Here is a 16,880-nt window from a genome sequence, read left to right as displayed (position 1 = left end):
GGCAGCACATGTCCGATTGGGTGGTCCCCGGGTACACCGAGGTGCGGGAACTGGGCTCGGGCGCGAGCGGCCGGGTGGTGCTGGCCGTGCACGACGCCACCGGCACCCCGGTGGCCGTCAAGTACCTCGGCGCGGCGCTGCGGGCCGACCCCGCCCTGCGGCGGGAGTTCCGCGCGGAGGCCCGGCTCCTCGGCGACCTGCGGTCCCCGTACGTCGTGGACCTCTACGAGTACGTGGAGGCGCCGGAGGGCGCGGCCCTGGTGATGGAACCGGTGGAGGGCGCCGCCCTGCGGCAGCTCCTGCGCGAACAGCCGGTCCTCACGCCGGAGGCCGCGCTGGCGCTGCTCAAGGGCTCCCTGCTGGGGTTGGCCGCCGCTCACCGGGTGGGCGTGGTGCACCGCGACTACAAACCGGAGAACGTCCTCGTCGCACCCGACGGCTCCTCCCGCCTGGTCGACTTCGGCATCGCCGCCCGCAGCGGCACCCCCGGCCGGGCGAGCGGCACGCCGGTCTACATGCCGCCGGAACAGTGGAGCGGCCGGCCCGCCACCCCGGCCGCCGACGTCTACGCCGCCACCGCCACCTGCTACGAGTGCCTCACCGGCGACAAGCCGTACCCCGGGCGCCACCCGATGGAGCTGGCGCTTCAGCACCTGGACGCCCCCGTCCCCGCCGAGCGGGTACCGGAGCGCGTACGCGAGCTGATCCGGCGCGGGATGGCCAAGGACCCGGCGGACCGCCCGCGGGACGCGGCGGCGTTCGTGGCGGAACTGGAGCAGGCGGCCGGCGCGGTCTACGGGCCGCAGTGGGAGGAGCGCGGGCGGAAGCGGCTCGCCGCCCTGATGGCGCTGGTGCCGCTGCTGCCGTCCCCCGCCGGGGGTCCCGGCGGCGTCGTCGCCCGGGCCACCACCAGCCTGCCCGGGCAGGGCCGGGCCGGCTCCCCTTCCGGAGCGGCCGCCGGACCGGGCGCCCGGGCCCCCCGCCTCCGGCCGGACCGGGGCCCGCTGCTCGCCACCGGGGGCGCCCTGCTGCTGGCCGGCGTGCTCGTCCTCGGCCCGGCCGTGGCCGGGGGCACGGAGGGCGGAGGTGCCGGGGAGACCGTTCCGGCGGCCGGGGCCCCCGCCACCACGGACGTGTCCCGTGGGGCGTCGCCCGCGCCGGTGACGAGTCCGTCCGGCACCGCGTCGCCCTCCGGCGCGATCCCCACCGGGTCCTCGGCGCCCACCGGGCCGTCGGCGACCGCAAGCCCCACGGCCTCCGGGCCCCCGTCCGGCGGCTCCGGCCCGGCGTCTCCCGGAGCCGGCGGGGCGAGCCCGGGCACCGGCCCGTCCGGCGATCCGTCCCCCGGCGGCACCGGCCCGTCCCCGGGCACGGGCACACCGGGGCCCGGCGGGCCGTCACCCGGCCCGGGCGGTTCGGCCTCCCCGGCGACGCCCGTACGGGTCGACTCGGTCGCGGTCAGGGACCTGCGCCAGACGGGCCCCGCCGACGCCGCCGCCGTGCTCGGGGTGACCGCCGGAGGACGGGGACCGGTGACCCTGACGGTCACCTGGTACGTAGCCGACGGCAAGGCGGGCCCCGGTGTGCCGGACGGCGCCTCGCGCACGTACCGGCTCGATGGGGACGGCAGCCGCTCGCTTAACGTGACCCACACCTTCCGGGCGCGCGGCTGCTACTGGGGTCTCACCGTGACCGCAGAGCCCGCCGCCGGCAGCGGCACGACCGACCGGCGCCTGCTGACCCGCCGGTGCACGCTCGAATGAGCGCGGCGGACAGACCCGGGGGCGCTCCGGAGCCGTGGCGGAGGGGTCCGGCCGGGGGCGCGGCTCCGGAGCCCGCCCCGGAGGACGACGACCGCGCGACGCTGCTCGGCACCGGGTGGGGCCAGGCGGGGGACCGGCCGGCGGACCGGGACACCCAGCCGCTGCCCGCGGAACCGGGCGGCACACCGCCGCCTGCGGAGTCCGGCGGCACGCTGCTGCCCGCGGGACCCGCGCGGCCCGGCGGGGCGCCGCTGTGGCCTGGGCAACCGCTCCGGCCCGGCGGGGAGCAGTCGGGGGAGCGCGGAGAGGCCGGGGCGTCCCCTCGGCCGGGCGGCGCACCGCCGTCCGCGGAACCGTCCGGGGAGCCGGCGAGCACCCTGTCGCTGCCCGGCGAGTCCGGACGGCAGCCCGGCGGCATGCCGCCCTCCCCGGAGGGCCCCGGCAGCGTGGCGCTGCCGTCCGGTGCGCGCGGACACCTGGGGGAGCTCCCTGGCACGCTGCCGCTGCCCGGGAAGGTGGAACGTACCGGGGAGACCTGGCCGCCGTCGGGGGAGCCCAGGGTGTCCGTCCGGGCCGGTGGCACGCTGCCCGGCACGCCTGGCACGCCTGGCACGCCCGGCACGTCCGGGGAGGACGGACCGGCGACGCCGGCCCCGGAGCCGGGCGGGACCGTGCCGCTGCCGGGGACACAGGGTACTCCGGCCCGGGCGGCACCGCGGGAGCCGGGCGCCGCCGGCGCGGTGCTGCGGTTCGGGCCGGGCGTGCCCGCGTCCCCGGCACCCGCCGGCCCGGCCTCGCGGCCGCGCGGCCCCCGCCTGCGCTACCTGCCCGCGCTTCTGGTCCTCCTGGCCACGGCCGCCTTTCTCGGGTGGCAGCACCTCGGACCGGGGCTGGCCGTGGAGCGCGTGACCGTACGGACCCCTCCCGGAGGACCGGGGTGCGACGGGACCGCGGAGGTGGTGGGCGTGGTCGCGACGAACGGCGAGGCCGGGATCCTCCGCTATCGCTGGCGGCGCAGCGACGGCACCGCCTCCGCACTGCTGCGGGCCCGCGTCCCGGAGGGGCGGCGGGAGGTGCGGCTGCACCTGCTGTGGACCTTCCAGGGCGCGGGCCGCCACGCGGCCCGCGCCACGCTGGAGATGACCGCGCCCACCGCCCGTACGGCCACCGCCCGCTTCACCTACCGCTGCCCCTGAGCCGGGCCCTGCACCGCGGGGCGGGCACCCGCCCCGCGGTGCAGATCCCGGGAACCCGCCGTGCTGCCGTTCCGGCGCCGGTCGCGGCGTGCGCCCCGAGCCGGGCCCGCCCCGGCGGCCGGCGCCGGGGCGGTTCAGGCAGCGTCCCGCAGATCCGCCAGGACGATCTCCCGGACCGGCGCCGGCTCGATGCCCAGACGTGCGAGCACTCCCCGGGTGACGCGGTCGTCGGAGCGCAGCAGGGCGAGCACCAGGTGCTCCACCCCGATGTACCGGTCCTTGCGGGCGACGGCCTCCCGCAGCGCCAGTTCCAGCGCCTTCTTCGCCCGGGGGGTGAAGGGGATGTGGCCCGCGGGTTCCGCCTCGCCGCCGCGGGAGCGGCGCCCCCGGCCGAGCGGCAGCCACCGCCCACGGCGACCGCTCGCGGCGGCGTCGTCGCCCGCCCGGTCCAGCGCACCGGGCTCGAAGGCGGCGTCGGTGTGGCGCCGGACCTCCTCGAGGTCGATGCCGAAGGCCCGCAGCGCCGCTGCGTCCTCCGGGCCCAGCGGTTCCGGGCCGGAGGCGAGGGCGGCGACGGCGTCCCGGCAGTTCTCCGCGGTGACCCCCAGCCGCGCCAGGGTGGCCGCGCCGGCCTCCTCCGGTTCCCGCACCACCGCCAGCAGCAGGTGCTCGGTGCCGATTCCCTCGTGCCGGAGGGCGCGGGCCTCTTCCTGGGCCCGCACCACCGTGGACCGTGCCCGCTTGGTGAATCGCTCGAACATCTCCCGCCTACCTCCTGGCGTGCTTCTTGTGTACGGCCTGCCGGCTGACGCCCAGCGCGGCCCCGATCTCCTCCCAGGACCATCCCTGCCGGCGGGCGCTGTCCACCTGAAGCGCCTCCAGGCGCTCCACCAGCCGCCGCAGGGCGGCGACCGCGCGTAGGCCGACCTGCGGGTCCCGGTCGGCCGCGGCGCGGGCGTCGTCCAGCGCGTTGAGCGCCTCCGGCCCGTCGCCTCGCTCGTCCCGTGCGTCCGTCTTTCCGGTCATGGTGTCAACGTAGGATGACAGAATGCCGCGTGTCAACCATCATTGACATCGGTGGTCGTGGCGGTGTGCGCCGGATAAGGTCGCAGCGGCGCGACTGCCCGTTCGAACGCAAGGGACGACTCAATGGCTCACACAGGGCGCGTGCTGATCGCCGCGGACAAGTTCAAGGGCTCGCTGACGGCCGTGGAGGTCGCCGAGCACGTCACGGCCGGTCTGCACCGGGCCCGCCCGGACCTGGAGGTGGCGGCCCTGCCCGTAGCCGACGGCGGCGACGGCACGGTGGCCGCCGCCGTCGCGGCCGGTTTCGCCCGCCGGGAGGTGCGGGTGACGGGCCCGCTCGGCGAGCCGGTCACCGCCGCCTACGCGCTGCGCGACGGCACCGCCGTGGTCGAGATGGCCGAGGCGTCCGGGCTGCAACTGCTGCCCGAGGGCGTCTTCGCCCCCCTGACCGCCACCACCTACGGCACCGGGGAGCTGCTGCTCGCGGCGGTCGGGGCGGGGGCCCGCCGGATCGTCTTCGGGGTCGGCGGCTCCGCCACCACGGACGGCGGCGCCGGGATGCTGGAGGCGCTCGGCGCCCGCTTCCTGGACCGGGACGGCGACCCGGTGCCGCACGGCGGCGGGCCGCTGCGGGAGCTGGACACGGCGGATCTCGCCCGGCTCGACCCCCGGCTGCGGGAGGTCGAGGTGGTGCTCGCCAGCGACGTGGACAACCCGCTGACCGGCCCCCAGGGCGCGGCGGCGGTCTACGGACCGCAGAAGGGGGCCGGCGAGACCGAGGTGGCGGCGCTGGACGCGGGCCTCTCCCGGTTCGCCCGGGTGCTGGGCGAGAAGCTCGGGCCGGAGGCCGCGGCCGCCGCCGAGGCGCCCGGTGCGGGCGCGGCCGGCGGCATCGGCTACGGGGCCCTGGTGGGGCTCGGTGCGGCCTTCCGGCCCGGCATCGAGGTGCTGCTGGAGGTGCTCGGCTTTGCCCCCGAGCTGGACCGGGCGGACTTCGTGATCACCGGTGAGGGCTCGCTGGACGCGCAGACCCTGCACGGCAAGGCCCCGGCCGGTGTCGCTGCCGCGGCGCAGGCCGCGGGCAAGCCGGTGGTGGCGGTCTGCGGCAGGCTGGCGATCGACGAGGCCGCGCTGCGGCGGTCCGGGATCGTGGCGGCGTATCCGCTGACCGAGCTGGAGCCGGACCCGGCAGTGTGCATGGCGCAGGCGGGGCCGCTGCTGGAGCGGGTCGCCGAGCGGATCGCCCGGGACCACCTGGCCTGAGAGACCGCGGTACACCGCCGGAACGCGCCCGGGAAGGCCGGAACGCGCCCGGGACGGCAGGGAAGGGCGCCCGCAAGCAGCGAGAAGGGGTTCGCGGGCCGTGAGGCCACGGGCACCGGCCCGCAGGCCGCGAAAACGGACGGGCGGGCCCCACCGCCCAGGGTCGCGGTGGGGCCCGCCCGTGCAGCGTGTGGGTCCGTGCGGGTCAGCCGCCGTGCGCGGCCGCCCGGGCCTCCCGCCGGTTGTCGCGGAAGGCGTTGACCCGGCGCGCCGTCGCGAACAGCGGGATGACCGCGCCCAGCACCACCTGGAGCGCGCAGCCCGTCTGGAGCAGCAGCTCCCCTCCCGGAGCGTCGAACGCCCAGGCCGCCAGCAGCGCCATGCTGAGCACGATCCAGCACAGCATCGCCCCCGCGAGCCGCCCCCGGGGCTTCGGGTACTCGACCCGGCTGACCATCAGCCACGCCACCCCGATGATGGCCAGCAGCGTCGGCAGGAACGGCAGGCCCAGCAGCACGATGGAGACGACCGTGAGGGCGCCGAACGGGCTCGGCATGCCCTGGAAGATCCCGTCCCGCAGGGTCACGCAGGAGAAGCGGGCGAGCCGCAGCACCACCGCCAGCAGCACCACCACCGCGGCGACCACCGAGACCCGCTGGTGGGCGTCGCTGGCGACCATGCCCCATACGGCCACGAAGTAGGCGGGGGCGAGCCCGAAGCTGATGAGGTCGGAGAGATTGTCCAGTTCCGCGCCCATCGCGGAGCTGCGCAGCTTGCGCGCCACCAGCCCGTCGAACAGGTCGAAGACGGAGGCCAGCAGCATGAAGATGACGGCGGTGGCGGCGCTGTGCCGGGCCATGCCGCCGTCCTCGTTGCCCATCAGGTGCGGGATGAGGACGCCCGTGGTGGTGAAGTAGACGGCGAGGAAGCCGCAGATGGCGTTGCCCAGGGTCAGGGTGTCCGCTATCGAGAGCCGCATCGACAGCGGCATCTCGTCGTCGTCCTCGTCCACGTCCGGGACCCAGGCCGGCTGGGCGTCGCGGTCAATCACGGTCAAGGCGAGTCACCCCCGCGGTGGTCTTCTGGCCGACCTCGACGGCGGGCTCGACCCCCTGCGGGAGGTAGACGTCCACCCGGGAGCCGAAGCGGATGAGGCCGAGCCGCTCGCCCTGCTCGAGCTTCGCACCGTGGGTGACGTAGGGGACGATGCGCCGCGCGACGGTGCCGGCGATCTGCACCATCTCGATGTCGCCGAGCTCGGTGTCGAAGTGCCACACCACCCGCTCGTTGTGCTCGCTCTCCTTGTTGAACGCCGGCACGAAGCCACCGGGGACGTGTTCCACGGAGGTCACCGTGCCCGCCAGCGGCGCGCGGTTGACATGGACGTTCAGCGGGCTCATGAAGATCGCGACGCGGGTGCGGCCGTCCTGCCACGGCATGATGCTCTGCACCACCCCGTCGGCCGGGGAGACGACCCGCCCCGGGGCGATCTCGCGCTCCGGGTCGCGGAAGAACCACAGCATGCCCGCCGCGAGCGCGGTGGCGGGCACGGCGACCGCCGCCGCGCGCCCCGAGCGGCGGGCGCGGACCAGGCTGACGGCGGCGGTGGCCACGGTCGGGAGGAGCCACGGCGAGGCTCCGCGCGCGAGGCGTACACGACCGCTGGGTGCAGTGGATGGGCTGTGGGGCATGGAAGACCTTCGTAGCGGAGGGTGCCGCGTGATCGATGGGGGACGGCGGCTTTCCGGGATGTTATCGGTTACTGGTGGCAACTGGGCAAGCCAGAGCGCCAGTCAGCCCCCGAACTCTCCCGATCGGGGTGTTCCCCGGTCTCCCGGAAAACACCCCGAAGGGGACGATCAGCCCTGGAAGCGGTACTCCTCCAGCAGACGGCGCCCGACGATCATTTTCTGGATCTCGGCGGTTCCTTCACCGATCAGGAGCATCGGCGCCTCCCGGTAGAGCCGCTCGATCTCGTACTCCTTGGAGAAACCGTACCCGCCGTGGATGCGGAAGGCGTCCTCCACGACCTCCTTGCAGTACTCGGAGGCGAGATATTTGGCCATGCCCGCCTCCAGGTCGTTCCGCTGCCCGGAGTCCTTCTTGCGGGCGGCGCCCACCATCAGGGCGTGCGCGGCCTCCACCTTGGTGCCCATCTCGGCCAGCTTGAACTGGATGGCCTGGTGCTGGGCGATGGGCTTGCCGAAGGTGTGGCGCTGCTGCGCGTACGCCACGCCCAGCTCGAACGCGCGCTGCGCGACGCCGCAGCCACGGGCCGCCACGTTCACCCGGCCCACCTCGACGCCGTCCATCATCTGGTAGAAGCCGCGGCCGGTCTCGCCGCCGAGCACGCGGTCGGCCGGCAGGCGCAGCCCGTCCATGATCAGCTCGGTGGTGTCGACACCCTTGTAGCCCATCTTGTCGATCTTGCCGGGGATGGTCAGGCCCGGCCTGACCTCGCCGAATCCGGGCTCCTTCTCCACCAGGAAGGTGGTCATCGACCGGTGCGGAGCCGTCCCCTCCGGGTGCCCCTCGTCGGTGCGGCAGAGCACCGCCACCAGGGTCGAGGAGCCGCCGTTGGTCAGCCACATCTTCTGGCCGTCGAGGACGTACTCCTCGCCGTCCCGGACGCCCTTGGAGGAGATCGCGGAGACGTCGGAGCCCAGGCCGGGCTCCGACATGGAGAAGGCGCCGCGGACCTCGCCCGTCGCCATCCTCGGCAGGAAGTGGTCCTTCTGCTCCTGTGTGCCGTGCTGCTTGAGCATGTAGGCGACGATGAAGTGCGTGTTGATGATGCCGGAGACGCTCATCCAGCCGCGCGCGATCTCCTCCACGCACAGCGCGTAGGTGAGCAGCGACTCCCCGAGGCCGCCGTACTCCTCGGGGATCATCAGGCCGAAGATGCCGAGTTCCTTGAGGCCCTCGACGATCTCGGTCGGATAGGCATCCTGGTGCTCCAGCTCGGTGGCGACCGGAAGAATCTCCTTGTCGACAAAGCTGCGGACCGTGGAGACGATCTCCTGCTGGACGTCGGTCAGTCCCTCGGTCTGTGCGAGCCGCCCCATGTCACTTCGCTCCCTTCGGCGCGGGCTCCCGGAGCTCGGGCCGGCCCGGCTGCTCGCCGCCGCGCTCCTCGACGTACGCGGCGGTGGGCACCATCACCTTGCGCCGGAAGACGCAGACGAGGGTGCCGTCCTGCTTGTAGCCCTTGGTCTCCACCTGCACGATGCCGCGGTCGTTCTTCGACTTCGACGGCGTCTTGTCCAGCACCGTGGTCTCGCCGTAGAGCGTGTCGCCGTGGAAGGTCGGCGCCACGTGCCGCAGGGACTCGATCTCCAGGTTGGCGATGGCCTTGCCGGACACGTCCGGCACCGACATGCCGAGCAGCAGGGAGTAGATGTAGTTGCCCACCACCACGTTCCTGCCGAAGTCGGTGGTCTCCCCGGCGTAGTGCGCGTCCATGTGCAGCGGGTGGTGGTTCATGGTGAGCAGGCAGAACAGGTGGTCGTCGTACTCGGTGACGGTCTTGCCGGGCCAGTGCCGGTAGACGTCGCCGACGGTGAATTCCTCGTAGGTGCGGCCGAACTGCATGGGTGGGGGTCCCCTCCGGGGTGTGCGGGGCGGGCCCTGGGGCCCGCGGGGGTTTCTCGGGTACGGGGTGTGCCGGGCCCCGCGACGGCCCGTGCCGGGCCCTCCCGTCCGGGGCCCCGCGACGCGGCCCCGGACGGGACTCCGGCGCCCGGGCCCGGGCGCCGGAGGGGCGGTGCCCTCCGGGGCACGGGCCGCCGGCACGTACCGGCCCGTGCCCCGGAGAGCGGACCCGTAGCCGGCCCGGCCGAGCCGTGCCGCGCGGGTCCGGACGCGCCGCGGGCGCACCGCGCTCAGTCCTGCGGTGGCTCGAAGCGCGAGGTGCGGGACAGACCTGCCGCCCGCCCCTTCCCGGCGACGACCAGCGCCATCTTGCGGCTGGCCTCGTCGATCATCTCGTCGCCGAGCATCGCCGAGCCCTTCTTTCCGCCCTCCTCGGAGGTGAAGTACTCGTACGCGTCGAGGATCAGCTCCGCGTGGTCGTAGTCCTCCTGCGACGGGGAGAAGATCTCGTTGGACGCGTCCACCTGGCCCGGGTGCAGCACCCACTTGCCGTCGAAGCCCAGCGCCGCCGCCCGCTGGGCGACCTCGCGGTACCCCTCCACGTTCTTGATCTGGAGGTACGGGCCGTCGATGGCCTGCAGGTCGTTGGCCCGGGCGGCCATCAGGATGCGCATCAGGATGTAGTGGTAGGCGTCGGCCGGGTAGCCGGGCGGCTGCTCGCCGACCACCAGCGACTTCATGTTGATGGAGGCCATGAAGTCCGCCGGGCCGAAGATGACGGTCTCCAGCCGCGGTGAGGCGGCGGCGATCTCGTCGACGTTCACCAGGCCCCTGGCGTTCTCGATCTGCGCTTCGATGCCGATGCGCCCGGTCTCCAGCCCGACCGTCTTCTCGATCTGCGTGAGCAGCATGTCCAGGGCGTGCACCTGCTGGGCGTCCTGCACCTTGGGCAGCATGATGCAGTCCAGGTTGGCCCCGGCGCCCTCGACCACCGTGATGACGTCCCGGTAGGTCCAGTGCGTGGTCCAGTCGTTGACCCGCACCACCCGGGTCTTGCCGGTCCAGTCGCCCTCGTTGAGGAACTTCACGATCGTGTGCCGCGCCCCCTCCTTGGCGAGCGGGGCGCACGCGTCCTCCAGGTCCAGGAAGACCTGGTCCGCGGGGAGGCCCTGGGCCTTCTCCAGGAAGCGCGGGTTGCTGCCCGGCACGGCGAGGCAGGAGCGGCGCGGGCGCAGCGGCTTCGCCGGCGCGGCGTCGGGGGTGGTCATGCGGGGACCTCCAGTGGTTCGAGCTTGTTCGCGGCACGGATCTCGTCGACGATACGGCCGATGATCTCCGTGATCCCGAAGTCCTTGGGTGTGAACACGGCCGCCACGCCGGCGGCACGGAGTGCCGCGGCGTCGGCGGAGGGGATGATGCCGCCGGCCACGACCGGGATGTCGTCGGCGCCGCTGCGGCGGAGCCGTTCCAGCACGTCGGGCACGAGGGCCGCGTGCGAGCCGGAGAGCACCGAGAGCCCGACGCAGTGCACGTCCTCGGCGACGGCCGCCGAGACGATCTGCTCCGGGGTGAGCCGGATGCCCTGGTAGACCACCTCGAAGCCGGCGTCCCGGGCCCGTACGGCGATCTGCTCGGCGCCGTTGCTGTGCCCGTCCAGGCCGGGCTTGCCGACCAGCAGCCGGAGCTTGCCGGTGCCCAGGTCCCGTGCGGTGCGGTCCACCTTGCGGCGGACCGTGTCCAGCTCGGACCCCTCCTCGGCCGCCACCGCGACCGGCGCCCCGGAGACGCCGGTGGGCGCCCGGAACTCGCCGAAGACCTCGCGCAGCGCCCCGGCCCACTCGCCGGTGGTCACGCCGGCGCGCACGCACTCCAGGGTGGCCTCCATCAGGTTGGCGTCCGAGGCGGCCGCCTCCTTCAGCAGCTCCAGCGCCTTGGCCGCGGGCGGGTGGACGTACGGCTCGTCCCGGGTGCGCCGCCAGTCGGCGACCGCCCGGGCCAGCCGCTCCTCGCCCGCCGGGTCCACGGTGAGGATGGCGGTGTCCAGATCGGCGGTGAGCGGGCTGGGCTCGGTCGCCTCGTAGCAGTTCACCCCGACGATCTTCTCCTCGCCGGACTCGATACGGGCGCGCCGCTCCGCGTGCGAGGAGACGAGCTGGGACTTGAGGTAGCCGGACTCCACCGCGGCCAGCACGCCGCCCATCTCCTGGATCTTGTCGATCTCCGCGAAGACCTCCTCGACCAGGCTGTTCACCTTCTCCTCGACGACGTACGAGCCGGCGAAGACGTCCTCGTACTCCAGCAGGTCGCTCTCGTGCGCGAGGACCTGCTGGATGCGGAGGGACCACTGCTGGTCCCAGGGCCGGGGCAGGCCCAGCGCCTCGTTCCAGGCGGGAAGCTGCACCGCGCGTGCCCGGGCGTCCTTGGAGAGGGTCACCGCCAGCATCTCCAGCACGATCCGCTGGACGTTGTTCTCCGGCTGCGCCTCGGTCAGGCCGAGGGAGTTCACCTGGACGCCGTAGCGGAAGCGGCGCTGCTTCTCGTTCTCGATGCCGTACCGCTCCCGGGTGATGCGGTCCCAGATCCGGGCGAAGGCCCGCATCTTGCACATCTCCTCGATGAACCGGACGCCCGCGTTCACGAAGAAGGAGATGCGGGCGACCACGTCGCCGAACCGCTCCGGAGGCACCTGACCCGAGTCCCGCACCGCGTCGAGCACCGCGATGGCCGTGCTCATGGCGTACGCGACCTCCTGAACCGGGGTGGCCCCGGCCTCCTGGAGGTGGTAGCTGCAGATGTTGATCGGGTTCCACTTGGGGATGTGGTGCACCGTGTAGGCGATCATGTCCGTGGTCAGCCGCATGCTGGGCCCCGGCGGGAAGACATGGGTGCCGCGGGACAGGTACTCCTTGACGATGTCGTTCTGCGTCGTCCCGGAGAGCTTCGAGATGTCCGCGCCCTGTTCCTCGGCGACCACCTGGTAGAGCGCCAGCAGCCACATGGCCGTGGCGTTGATGGTCATCGAGGTGTTCGTCTGCTCCAGCGGGATGTCCTGGAACAGCCGCCGCATGTCACCCAGATGGGAGACCGGGACCCCGACCCTGCCCACCTCGCCGCGGGCCAGGATGTGGTCGGGGTCGTATCCGGTCTGCGTGGGCAGGTCGAACGCGACCGACAGGCCGGTCTGGCCCTTGGCGAGGTTGCGCCGGTAGAGCTCGTTGGACGCCTCGGCCGTGGAGTGCCCGGCGTAGGTCCGCATCAGCCACGGACGGTCCTTCTCACGCTTGCTCATGCGCGCAGCTCCCGCTCACACGTCCCGGCGGGACCCGTTGGTCCGCTCGCCTTCGGCGTCGCGGAACAGGTTGATGGCGTCCAGGTGCCGGGCGCGCATCTCCTCGTCGTGCACGCCCATGCCCTCCTCCGGGGCGAGGCAGAGCACGCCGACCTTGCCCTGGTGCAGGTTGCGGTGCACGTCGTAGGTCGCCTGCCCGGTCTCCTCCAGGGGGTAGCTCCTGGACAGCGTCGGGTGGATCTTGCCCTTGGCGATCAGCCGGTTGGCCTCCCAGGCCTCGCGGTAGTTGGCGAAGTGCGAGCCGACGATCCGCTTCAGCGACATCCACAGGTAGCGGTTGTCGTACTCGTGGACGTAGCCGGAGGTGGAGGCGCAGGTGACGATGGTGCCGCCCTTGCGGGTGACGTAGACGCTGGCGCCGAAGGTCTCCCGGCCGGGGTGCTCGAAGACGATGTCCACGTCCTCGCCGCCGGTGAGCTCGCGGATGCGCTTGCCGAAGCGCTTCCACTCCCTCGGGTCCTGGGTCGTCTCGTCCTTCCAGAACCGGTAGCCCTCGGCCTTCCGGTCGATGATCGCCTCGGCGCCCATCCGCCGGCAGATCTCGGCCTTCTCCTCGCTGGAGACGACACAGACCGGGTTGGCGCCGCCGGCCAGCGCGAACTGGGTGGCGTAGCTGCCGAGCCCGCCGCTGGCGCCCCAGATCAGGACGTTGTCGCCCTGCTTCATCCCGGCGCCGTTCTGCGAGACGAGCTGCCGGTAGGCGGTGGAGTTGACCAGACCCGGGGCGGCGGCCTCCTCCCAGGACAGGTGCCGGGGCTTCGGCATGAGCTGGTTCGTCTTGACCAGGGCGATCTCGGCGAGCCCGCCGAAGTTGGTCTCGAAGCCCCAGATGCGCTGCTCCGGGTCGAGCATCGTGTCGTTGTGGCCGTCGGCGCTCTCCAGCTCGACGGAGAGGCAGTGGGCGACCACCTCGTCGCCGGGCTTCCAGGCGTTGACGCCGGTGCCGGTGCGGAGCACCACACCGGCCAGGTCGGAGCCGATGATGTGGTACGGCAGGTCGTGCCGCTTGGCCAGCGGCGACAGCTTCCCGTAGCGCTCCAGGAAGGCGAAGGTCGGCAACGGCTCGAAGATCGAGGTCCAGACCGAGTTGTAGTTGACGGAGGAGGCCATCACGGCCACCAGCGCCTCGCCGGGGCCGAGCTCGGGCAGCGGGACGTCGTCCACGTGCAGGGACTTGCGCGGGTCCTTCTCGCGGGTCTCCAGGCCGTCGAACATCTCGGCCTCGTCCTTGTGCACGGTCACCGCGCGGTACGACTCGGGGAGCTCCAGGGCGGCGAAGTCGTCTGCTGTCGTGTCGGACGCGAGGATCGCGTCGAGGATCTGGTTCACGGTATGCCTCCGGCGAAGCGCGTTGCGGGGAACGCTCAGGGGACGTGTCAGGAGAGGCAGTGCCGTCGGTTCGGCTGGTGCTGTGGTGTTGGGGCGGCGCGCGGGGTGAGCGCGCCTTGCCTGTGACGCAGGCGTCCGGACGCACGCGGAGTGCGAGCCGCTGGGACAGCGCCCGGACTGAACTTCACCGTATGACACCCAGTGCCAGCTCGCAAGGCACGCCGTGCCAAGAATTTCTCTCAGATGTCACCATGCCCGCACGCATGAGCGCCGCCGCGGCGACGCACCGCAGGGTGCTCCGCCGCGACGGCGCGCGGGGACAGGGAGGGACAGGGACGGGGGCAGGACGGGAACGGGGACGGAGACGGAATACGGGTAGGGGAGAGCCGGCGGTGACCGGCCGAGGACGTACGGGCAGGGGCGCCGGCGCGGTCAGCGCCGGCGCAGCGCCTCCTCGATGGAGTGCATGATCTCCGGCAGCGGGGTGTCCGTACGCGCCACCGTCACCAGCACCTCGCCCCGGCGCTCGGTCTCCGCGGCCGCCTCGGCGGCGGGTGCGGGCCGGCTCGCCCCGAAGCCGGTGCCGAAGGTCCGGCGGACGATCGCGAAGGCGTGGTCGAGCTGCGCCTCCACGTCCCCCACCGCGCCGCCGCGCAGCCACCGCCGCAGCACGTGGTTGTGCGCGGTGACCACCGCGGACGCGGCCACCTCGGCGAGCAGCGGCTCGTCGTAGTCGCTGACGTCCTCCCGGTGCGCGGCCTCGTCGAAGTGCCCCAGCAGGTAGCGGGTGAAGAGCCGCTCGTAGCGGGCGACGGAGGCGATCTCCCGCTCCCGCAGCGCCGGCACCTCGCGGGTCAGCTTGTACCGCTCGACGCTCCCCTTCGGCGAGGACGCGTACATCCGCATGACTTCCTTGATCCCGCGGCAGACGGTGTCCAGCGGGTGCTCGTGCGGCGGTGCGGCCTCCAGCACCGCCTGCGCCCGGACCAGGGTGTCGTCGTGGTCCGGGAAGATCGCCTCTTCCTTCGAGCGGAAGTGCCGGAAGAAGGTGCGCCGGGCGACCCCGGCCGCGGCGGCGATCTCGTCGACGGTCGTGGCCTCGTACCCCTTGGTCGCGAACAGCTCCATGGCCGCGGCCGCGAGCTCACGGCGCATCTTCAGCCGCTGGGTGGACGCGGCGGGGGTACGGGCAGGCTTCACGGACTCCGGCATGTGGTGAACGCTACACGGTGTGACCGGTGGGGGAGGGGGGCCACTGCTCCCCGGGGGCTCCAGCAGCCCGCCCCAGGCGCTGCTCACCACCGCCTCGCCTCCGGGCGCTCGGGCCCGGCGTCGACGTTCCTCGGCGCTGTGCTCGCTCGTCCCTCGCTCGCTCGGCCTCGTCGCTCCCGACGCCGGCGCACCCTTCGGCTCGGCCCTGCCTGCCGCTGCCGCGGCCCCCGCACCGTCCGGCGCACGGGCACCGGAGGGCTTGGTCACCGCCGTGCGTACTCGCGGAATCCGCGGCCCGTCTTGCGCCCCAGACAGCCCGCCGAGACGAGGTGCTCCAGCAGCGGCGCCGGAGCCAGCCCGGGATCGCGGAACTCCCGGTGCAGCACCTGCTCGATGGCGAGCGAGACGTCCAGCCCGACCACGTCCAGCAGCTCGAACGGCCCCATCGGGTAGCCCCCGCCGAGCTTCATCGCCGCGTCGATGTCGTCCAGCGAGGCGTAGTGCTCCTGGACCATCTTCACCGCGTTGTTGAGGTACGGGAAGAGCAGCGCGTTCACGATGAAGCCCGCGCGGTCGCCGCAGTCCACCGGATGCTTGCGCAGCCTGCCGCAGACCTCCCGCACCGTGGCGTGCACGTCGTCGGCGGTCAGTACCGTGCGGACCACCTCGACCAGCTTCATCGCCGGCGCCGGATTGAAGAAGTGCATCCCGATCACGTCCCGCGGGCGGGAGGTCGCCCGGGCACAGGCGACCACCGGCAGCGAGGAGGTGGTGGTGGCGAGCACCGCACCCGGCTTGCACACCCGGTCCAGGGTGGCGAAGAGCTCCTGCTTGACCCCCAGGTCCTCGGCGACCGCCTCGACCGCCAGGTCGACGTCCGCGAGCGCCTCCAGCGACCCGGCCGGCGTCACCCGGGCCAGCGCCGCGTCCCGGTCGGTCTCGCTCAGCCGCCCCTTCTCCACCGCGCGGCCCAGCGACTTCGCGATCCGGGCCTTCGCCCGCTCCGCCTTCTCCTCGCTGCGGGCGGCGAGCACCACCGGGTAGCCCGCCTTGGCGAAGACCTCGGCGATGCCGGAGGCCATCGTCCCCGAGCCGGCCACGCCCACCGCGCTGACCGGCCGGGAGTCCGCCCGCCCGGCGTCCCCGGCCGGGGTCTCCGCGTCCGCGACGGTCTCGGCGGAGCCCGGCTCCGCGTAGGTGTAGAAGCCGCGCCCGGACTTGCGCCCGCTCAGCCCGGCGTCGCTGAGCTGCCGGAGGATCGGGGCCGGGGCGTGCAGCCGGTCGCCGGAGGAGGCGTACATGGCCTCCAGGACGGTTCGGGCGGTGTCGATGCCGATCAGGTCCAGCAGTGCCAGCGGGCCCATCGGCAGGCCGCAGCCGAGCCGCATCGCCGCGTCGATGTCCTCCCGGCTGGCGTAGCGGGACTCGTACATCGCCGCCGCCTGGTTGAGGTAGCCGAAGAGCAGCCCGTCCGCGACAAAGCCCGGCCGGTCGCCCACCGCGATCGGGTCCTTGCCCAGCTCGCGGGCCAGTTCGGTGACCGCGGCCACCGCCTCCGGCGAGGTCAGCACGGAGGAGACCACCTCGACCAGCTTCATGGCCGGTGCCGGGTTGAAGAAGTGCAGCCCGAGGACCCGCTCCGGCCGGTCCGAGTCGGCGGCGAGCCGGGTCACGGAGAGCGCGTTGGTGCCGGTGGCCAGGATGGTGTCCGGCTTGACCACGGTGTCCAGGGCCGCGAAGACCTGGCACTTGGTGTCGTAGTCCTCCGGGACCACCTCGATGACCAGGTCCGCCTCGGCCGCGGCCTGGAGATCGGGGAAGGTGCGGAAGCGGGCCAGCACGTCCTGGCGTCCGGCCTCGGTCAGCCGGCCGCGCTCGACGGCGCGGGCGGTGGAGGCCTCCAGGGCGGCGACGGCGCGGCGGGCCGCCGCCTCGTCGGTGTCGATGCCGACGACCTCGCGCCCGGCACGGGCGAGGATGTCGGCGATACCGGTGCCCATCGTGCCGAGGCCGACGACGGCGATGGTGTTCAGGGGTGGACGGTCCATCTCGGGACTCCCAGAGTGACGACTGACATGAGGGTGGAGCCCCGCGTGCACGCGCGGAGCGGGGATCGCGGGGGACGGCCGGCCCTGTCCCGGGGCCGCGCCG

General features: G+C 73.6%; 14 protein-coding genes and 1 pseudogene. 3 read left to right on the top strand and 12 right to left on the bottom strand.

Annotated features, from left to right (window positions below):
- Positions 1 to 8 precede the first annotated feature (8 nt).
- Both HOY81_RS07380 and HOY81_RS07375 read left to right on the top strand, forming a co-directional pair.
- Positions 9 to 1,763, top strand: coding sequence for a serine/threonine-protein kinase (locus HOY81_RS07380; RefSeq protein ID WP_237319409.1), 1,755 nt, complete (start codon positions 9 to 11; stop codon positions 1,761 to 1,763).
- A complete protein-coding gene (locus tag HOY81_RS07375) occupies positions 1,760 to 2,959 on the top strand; it encodes a hypothetical protein (protein ID WP_237319408.1) in 1,200 nt (399 codons plus the stop codon). The genes HOY81_RS07380 and HOY81_RS07375 overlap by 4 nt, the downstream gene beginning before the upstream one ends.
- A gap of 134 nt (positions 2,960 to 3,093) precedes the next feature.
- Here HOY81_RS07375 and HOY81_RS07370 read toward each other — a convergent pair whose 3' ends face one another.
- The 3 genes and pseudogenes from HOY81_RS07370 to HOY81_RS07360 all read right to left on the bottom strand — a co-directional run bounded on the left by HOY81_RS07370 (position 3,094) and on the right by HOY81_RS07360 (position 3,985).
- Positions 3,094 to 3,261, bottom strand: coding sequence for a Clp protease N-terminal domain-containing protein (locus HOY81_RS07370; RefSeq protein WP_272892498.1), 168 nt, complete (start codon positions 3,259 to 3,261; stop codon positions 3,094 to 3,096).
- 276 nt (positions 3,262 to 3,537) lie between these two features.
- Positions 3,538 to 3,720: pseudogene (locus HOY81_RS07365) on the bottom strand (Clp protease N-terminal domain-containing protein); the annotation flags it as partial.
- Positions 3,721 to 3,727: 7 nt separating this feature from the next.
- Positions 3,728 to 3,985: a hypothetical protein gene (locus tag HOY81_RS07360; RefSeq protein ID WP_237319407.1), complete on the bottom strand. Its 258-nt coding sequence runs from the start codon at positions 3,983 to 3,985 to the stop codon at positions 3,728 to 3,730.
- A 123-nt stretch (positions 3,986 to 4,108) separates the two neighbouring features.
- Between HOY81_RS07360 and HOY81_RS07355 the strand changes: the two genes are divergently transcribed.
- Complete coding sequence (locus HOY81_RS07355; protein ID WP_237319406.1) at positions 4,109 to 5,248, top strand: glycerate kinase; 1,140 nt, start codon at positions 4,109 to 4,111, stop codon at positions 5,246 to 5,248.
- A 205-nt stretch (positions 5,249 to 5,453) separates the two neighbouring features.
- On the opposite strand, the gene pssA is transcribed toward HOY81_RS07355, so the two are convergent.
- The 9 genes from pssA to HOY81_RS07310 all read right to left on the bottom strand — a co-directional run bounded on the left by pssA (position 5,454) and on the right by HOY81_RS07310 (position 16,777).
- The gene (gene pssA / locus HOY81_RS07350) at positions 5,454 to 6,305 is read right to left on the bottom strand and encodes a CDP-diacylglycerol--serine O-phosphatidyltransferase (RefSeq protein ID WP_237319405.1); all 852 of its coding nucleotides are present in this window, start codon (positions 6,303 to 6,305) and stop codon (positions 5,454 to 5,456) included.
- The gene (locus HOY81_RS07345; protein ID WP_237319404.1) at positions 6,292 to 6,939 is read right to left on the bottom strand and encodes a phosphatidylserine decarboxylase; all 648 of its coding nucleotides are present in this window, start codon (positions 6,937 to 6,939) and stop codon (positions 6,292 to 6,294) included. The genes pssA and HOY81_RS07345 overlap by 14 nt, the downstream gene beginning before the upstream one ends.
- A 168-nt stretch (positions 6,940 to 7,107) precedes the next feature.
- Positions 7,108 to 8,313: an acyl-CoA dehydrogenase family protein gene (locus HOY81_RS07340; protein ID WP_237319403.1), complete on the bottom strand. Its 1,206-nt coding sequence runs from the start codon at positions 8,311 to 8,313 to the stop codon at positions 7,108 to 7,110.
- Between the two features lies 1 nt (position 8,314).
- Positions 8,315 to 8,839, bottom strand: coding sequence for a MaoC family dehydratase (locus HOY81_RS07335; RefSeq protein ID WP_237319402.1), 525 nt, complete (start codon positions 8,837 to 8,839; stop codon positions 8,315 to 8,317).
- Between the two features lie 290 nt (positions 8,840 to 9,129).
- Positions 9,130 to 10,107 (bottom strand): CoA ester lyase, encoded by a 978-nt coding sequence (locus HOY81_RS07330; protein WP_237319401.1) that lies wholly within the window; start codon positions 10,105 to 10,107, stop codon positions 9,130 to 9,132.
- Entirely contained in the window at positions 10,104 to 12,128 is a 2,025-nt protein-coding gene (locus tag HOY81_RS07325) for a protein meaA (RefSeq protein ID WP_237319400.1), read from the bottom strand. Before HOY81_RS07325 ends, HOY81_RS07330 begins: the two co-directional genes overlap by 4 nt.
- A gap of 15 nt (positions 12,129 to 12,143) precedes the next feature.
- Positions 12,144 to 13,517, bottom strand: coding sequence for a crotonyl-CoA carboxylase/reductase (ccrA, locus tag HOY81_RS07320; RefSeq protein WP_237319399.1), 1,374 nt, complete (start codon positions 13,515 to 13,517; stop codon positions 12,144 to 12,146).
- A 432-nt stretch (positions 13,518 to 13,949) separates the two neighbouring features.
- On the bottom strand, positions 13,950 to 14,729 hold the full coding sequence (locus tag HOY81_RS07315) for a TetR family transcriptional regulator (RefSeq protein ID WP_237319398.1): 780 nt from the start codon (positions 14,727 to 14,729) through the stop codon (positions 13,950 to 13,952).
- Positions 14,730 to 14,992: 263 nt separating this feature from the next.
- Positions 14,993 to 16,777, bottom strand: a complete 1,785-nt coding sequence (locus tag HOY81_RS07310) for a 3-hydroxyacyl-CoA dehydrogenase family protein (protein WP_237319397.1) — start codon at positions 16,775 to 16,777, stop codon at positions 14,993 to 14,995.
- Positions 16,778 to 16,880: the final 103 nt, after the last annotated feature.

This window comes from Streptomyces sp. JJ36 (genome assembly GCF_021696945.1).
Taxonomy (GTDB): domain Bacteria; phylum Actinomycetota; class Actinomycetes; order Streptomycetales; family Streptomycetaceae; genus Streptomyces.
This window is presented reverse-complemented; position numbering and strand designations above follow the sequence as displayed.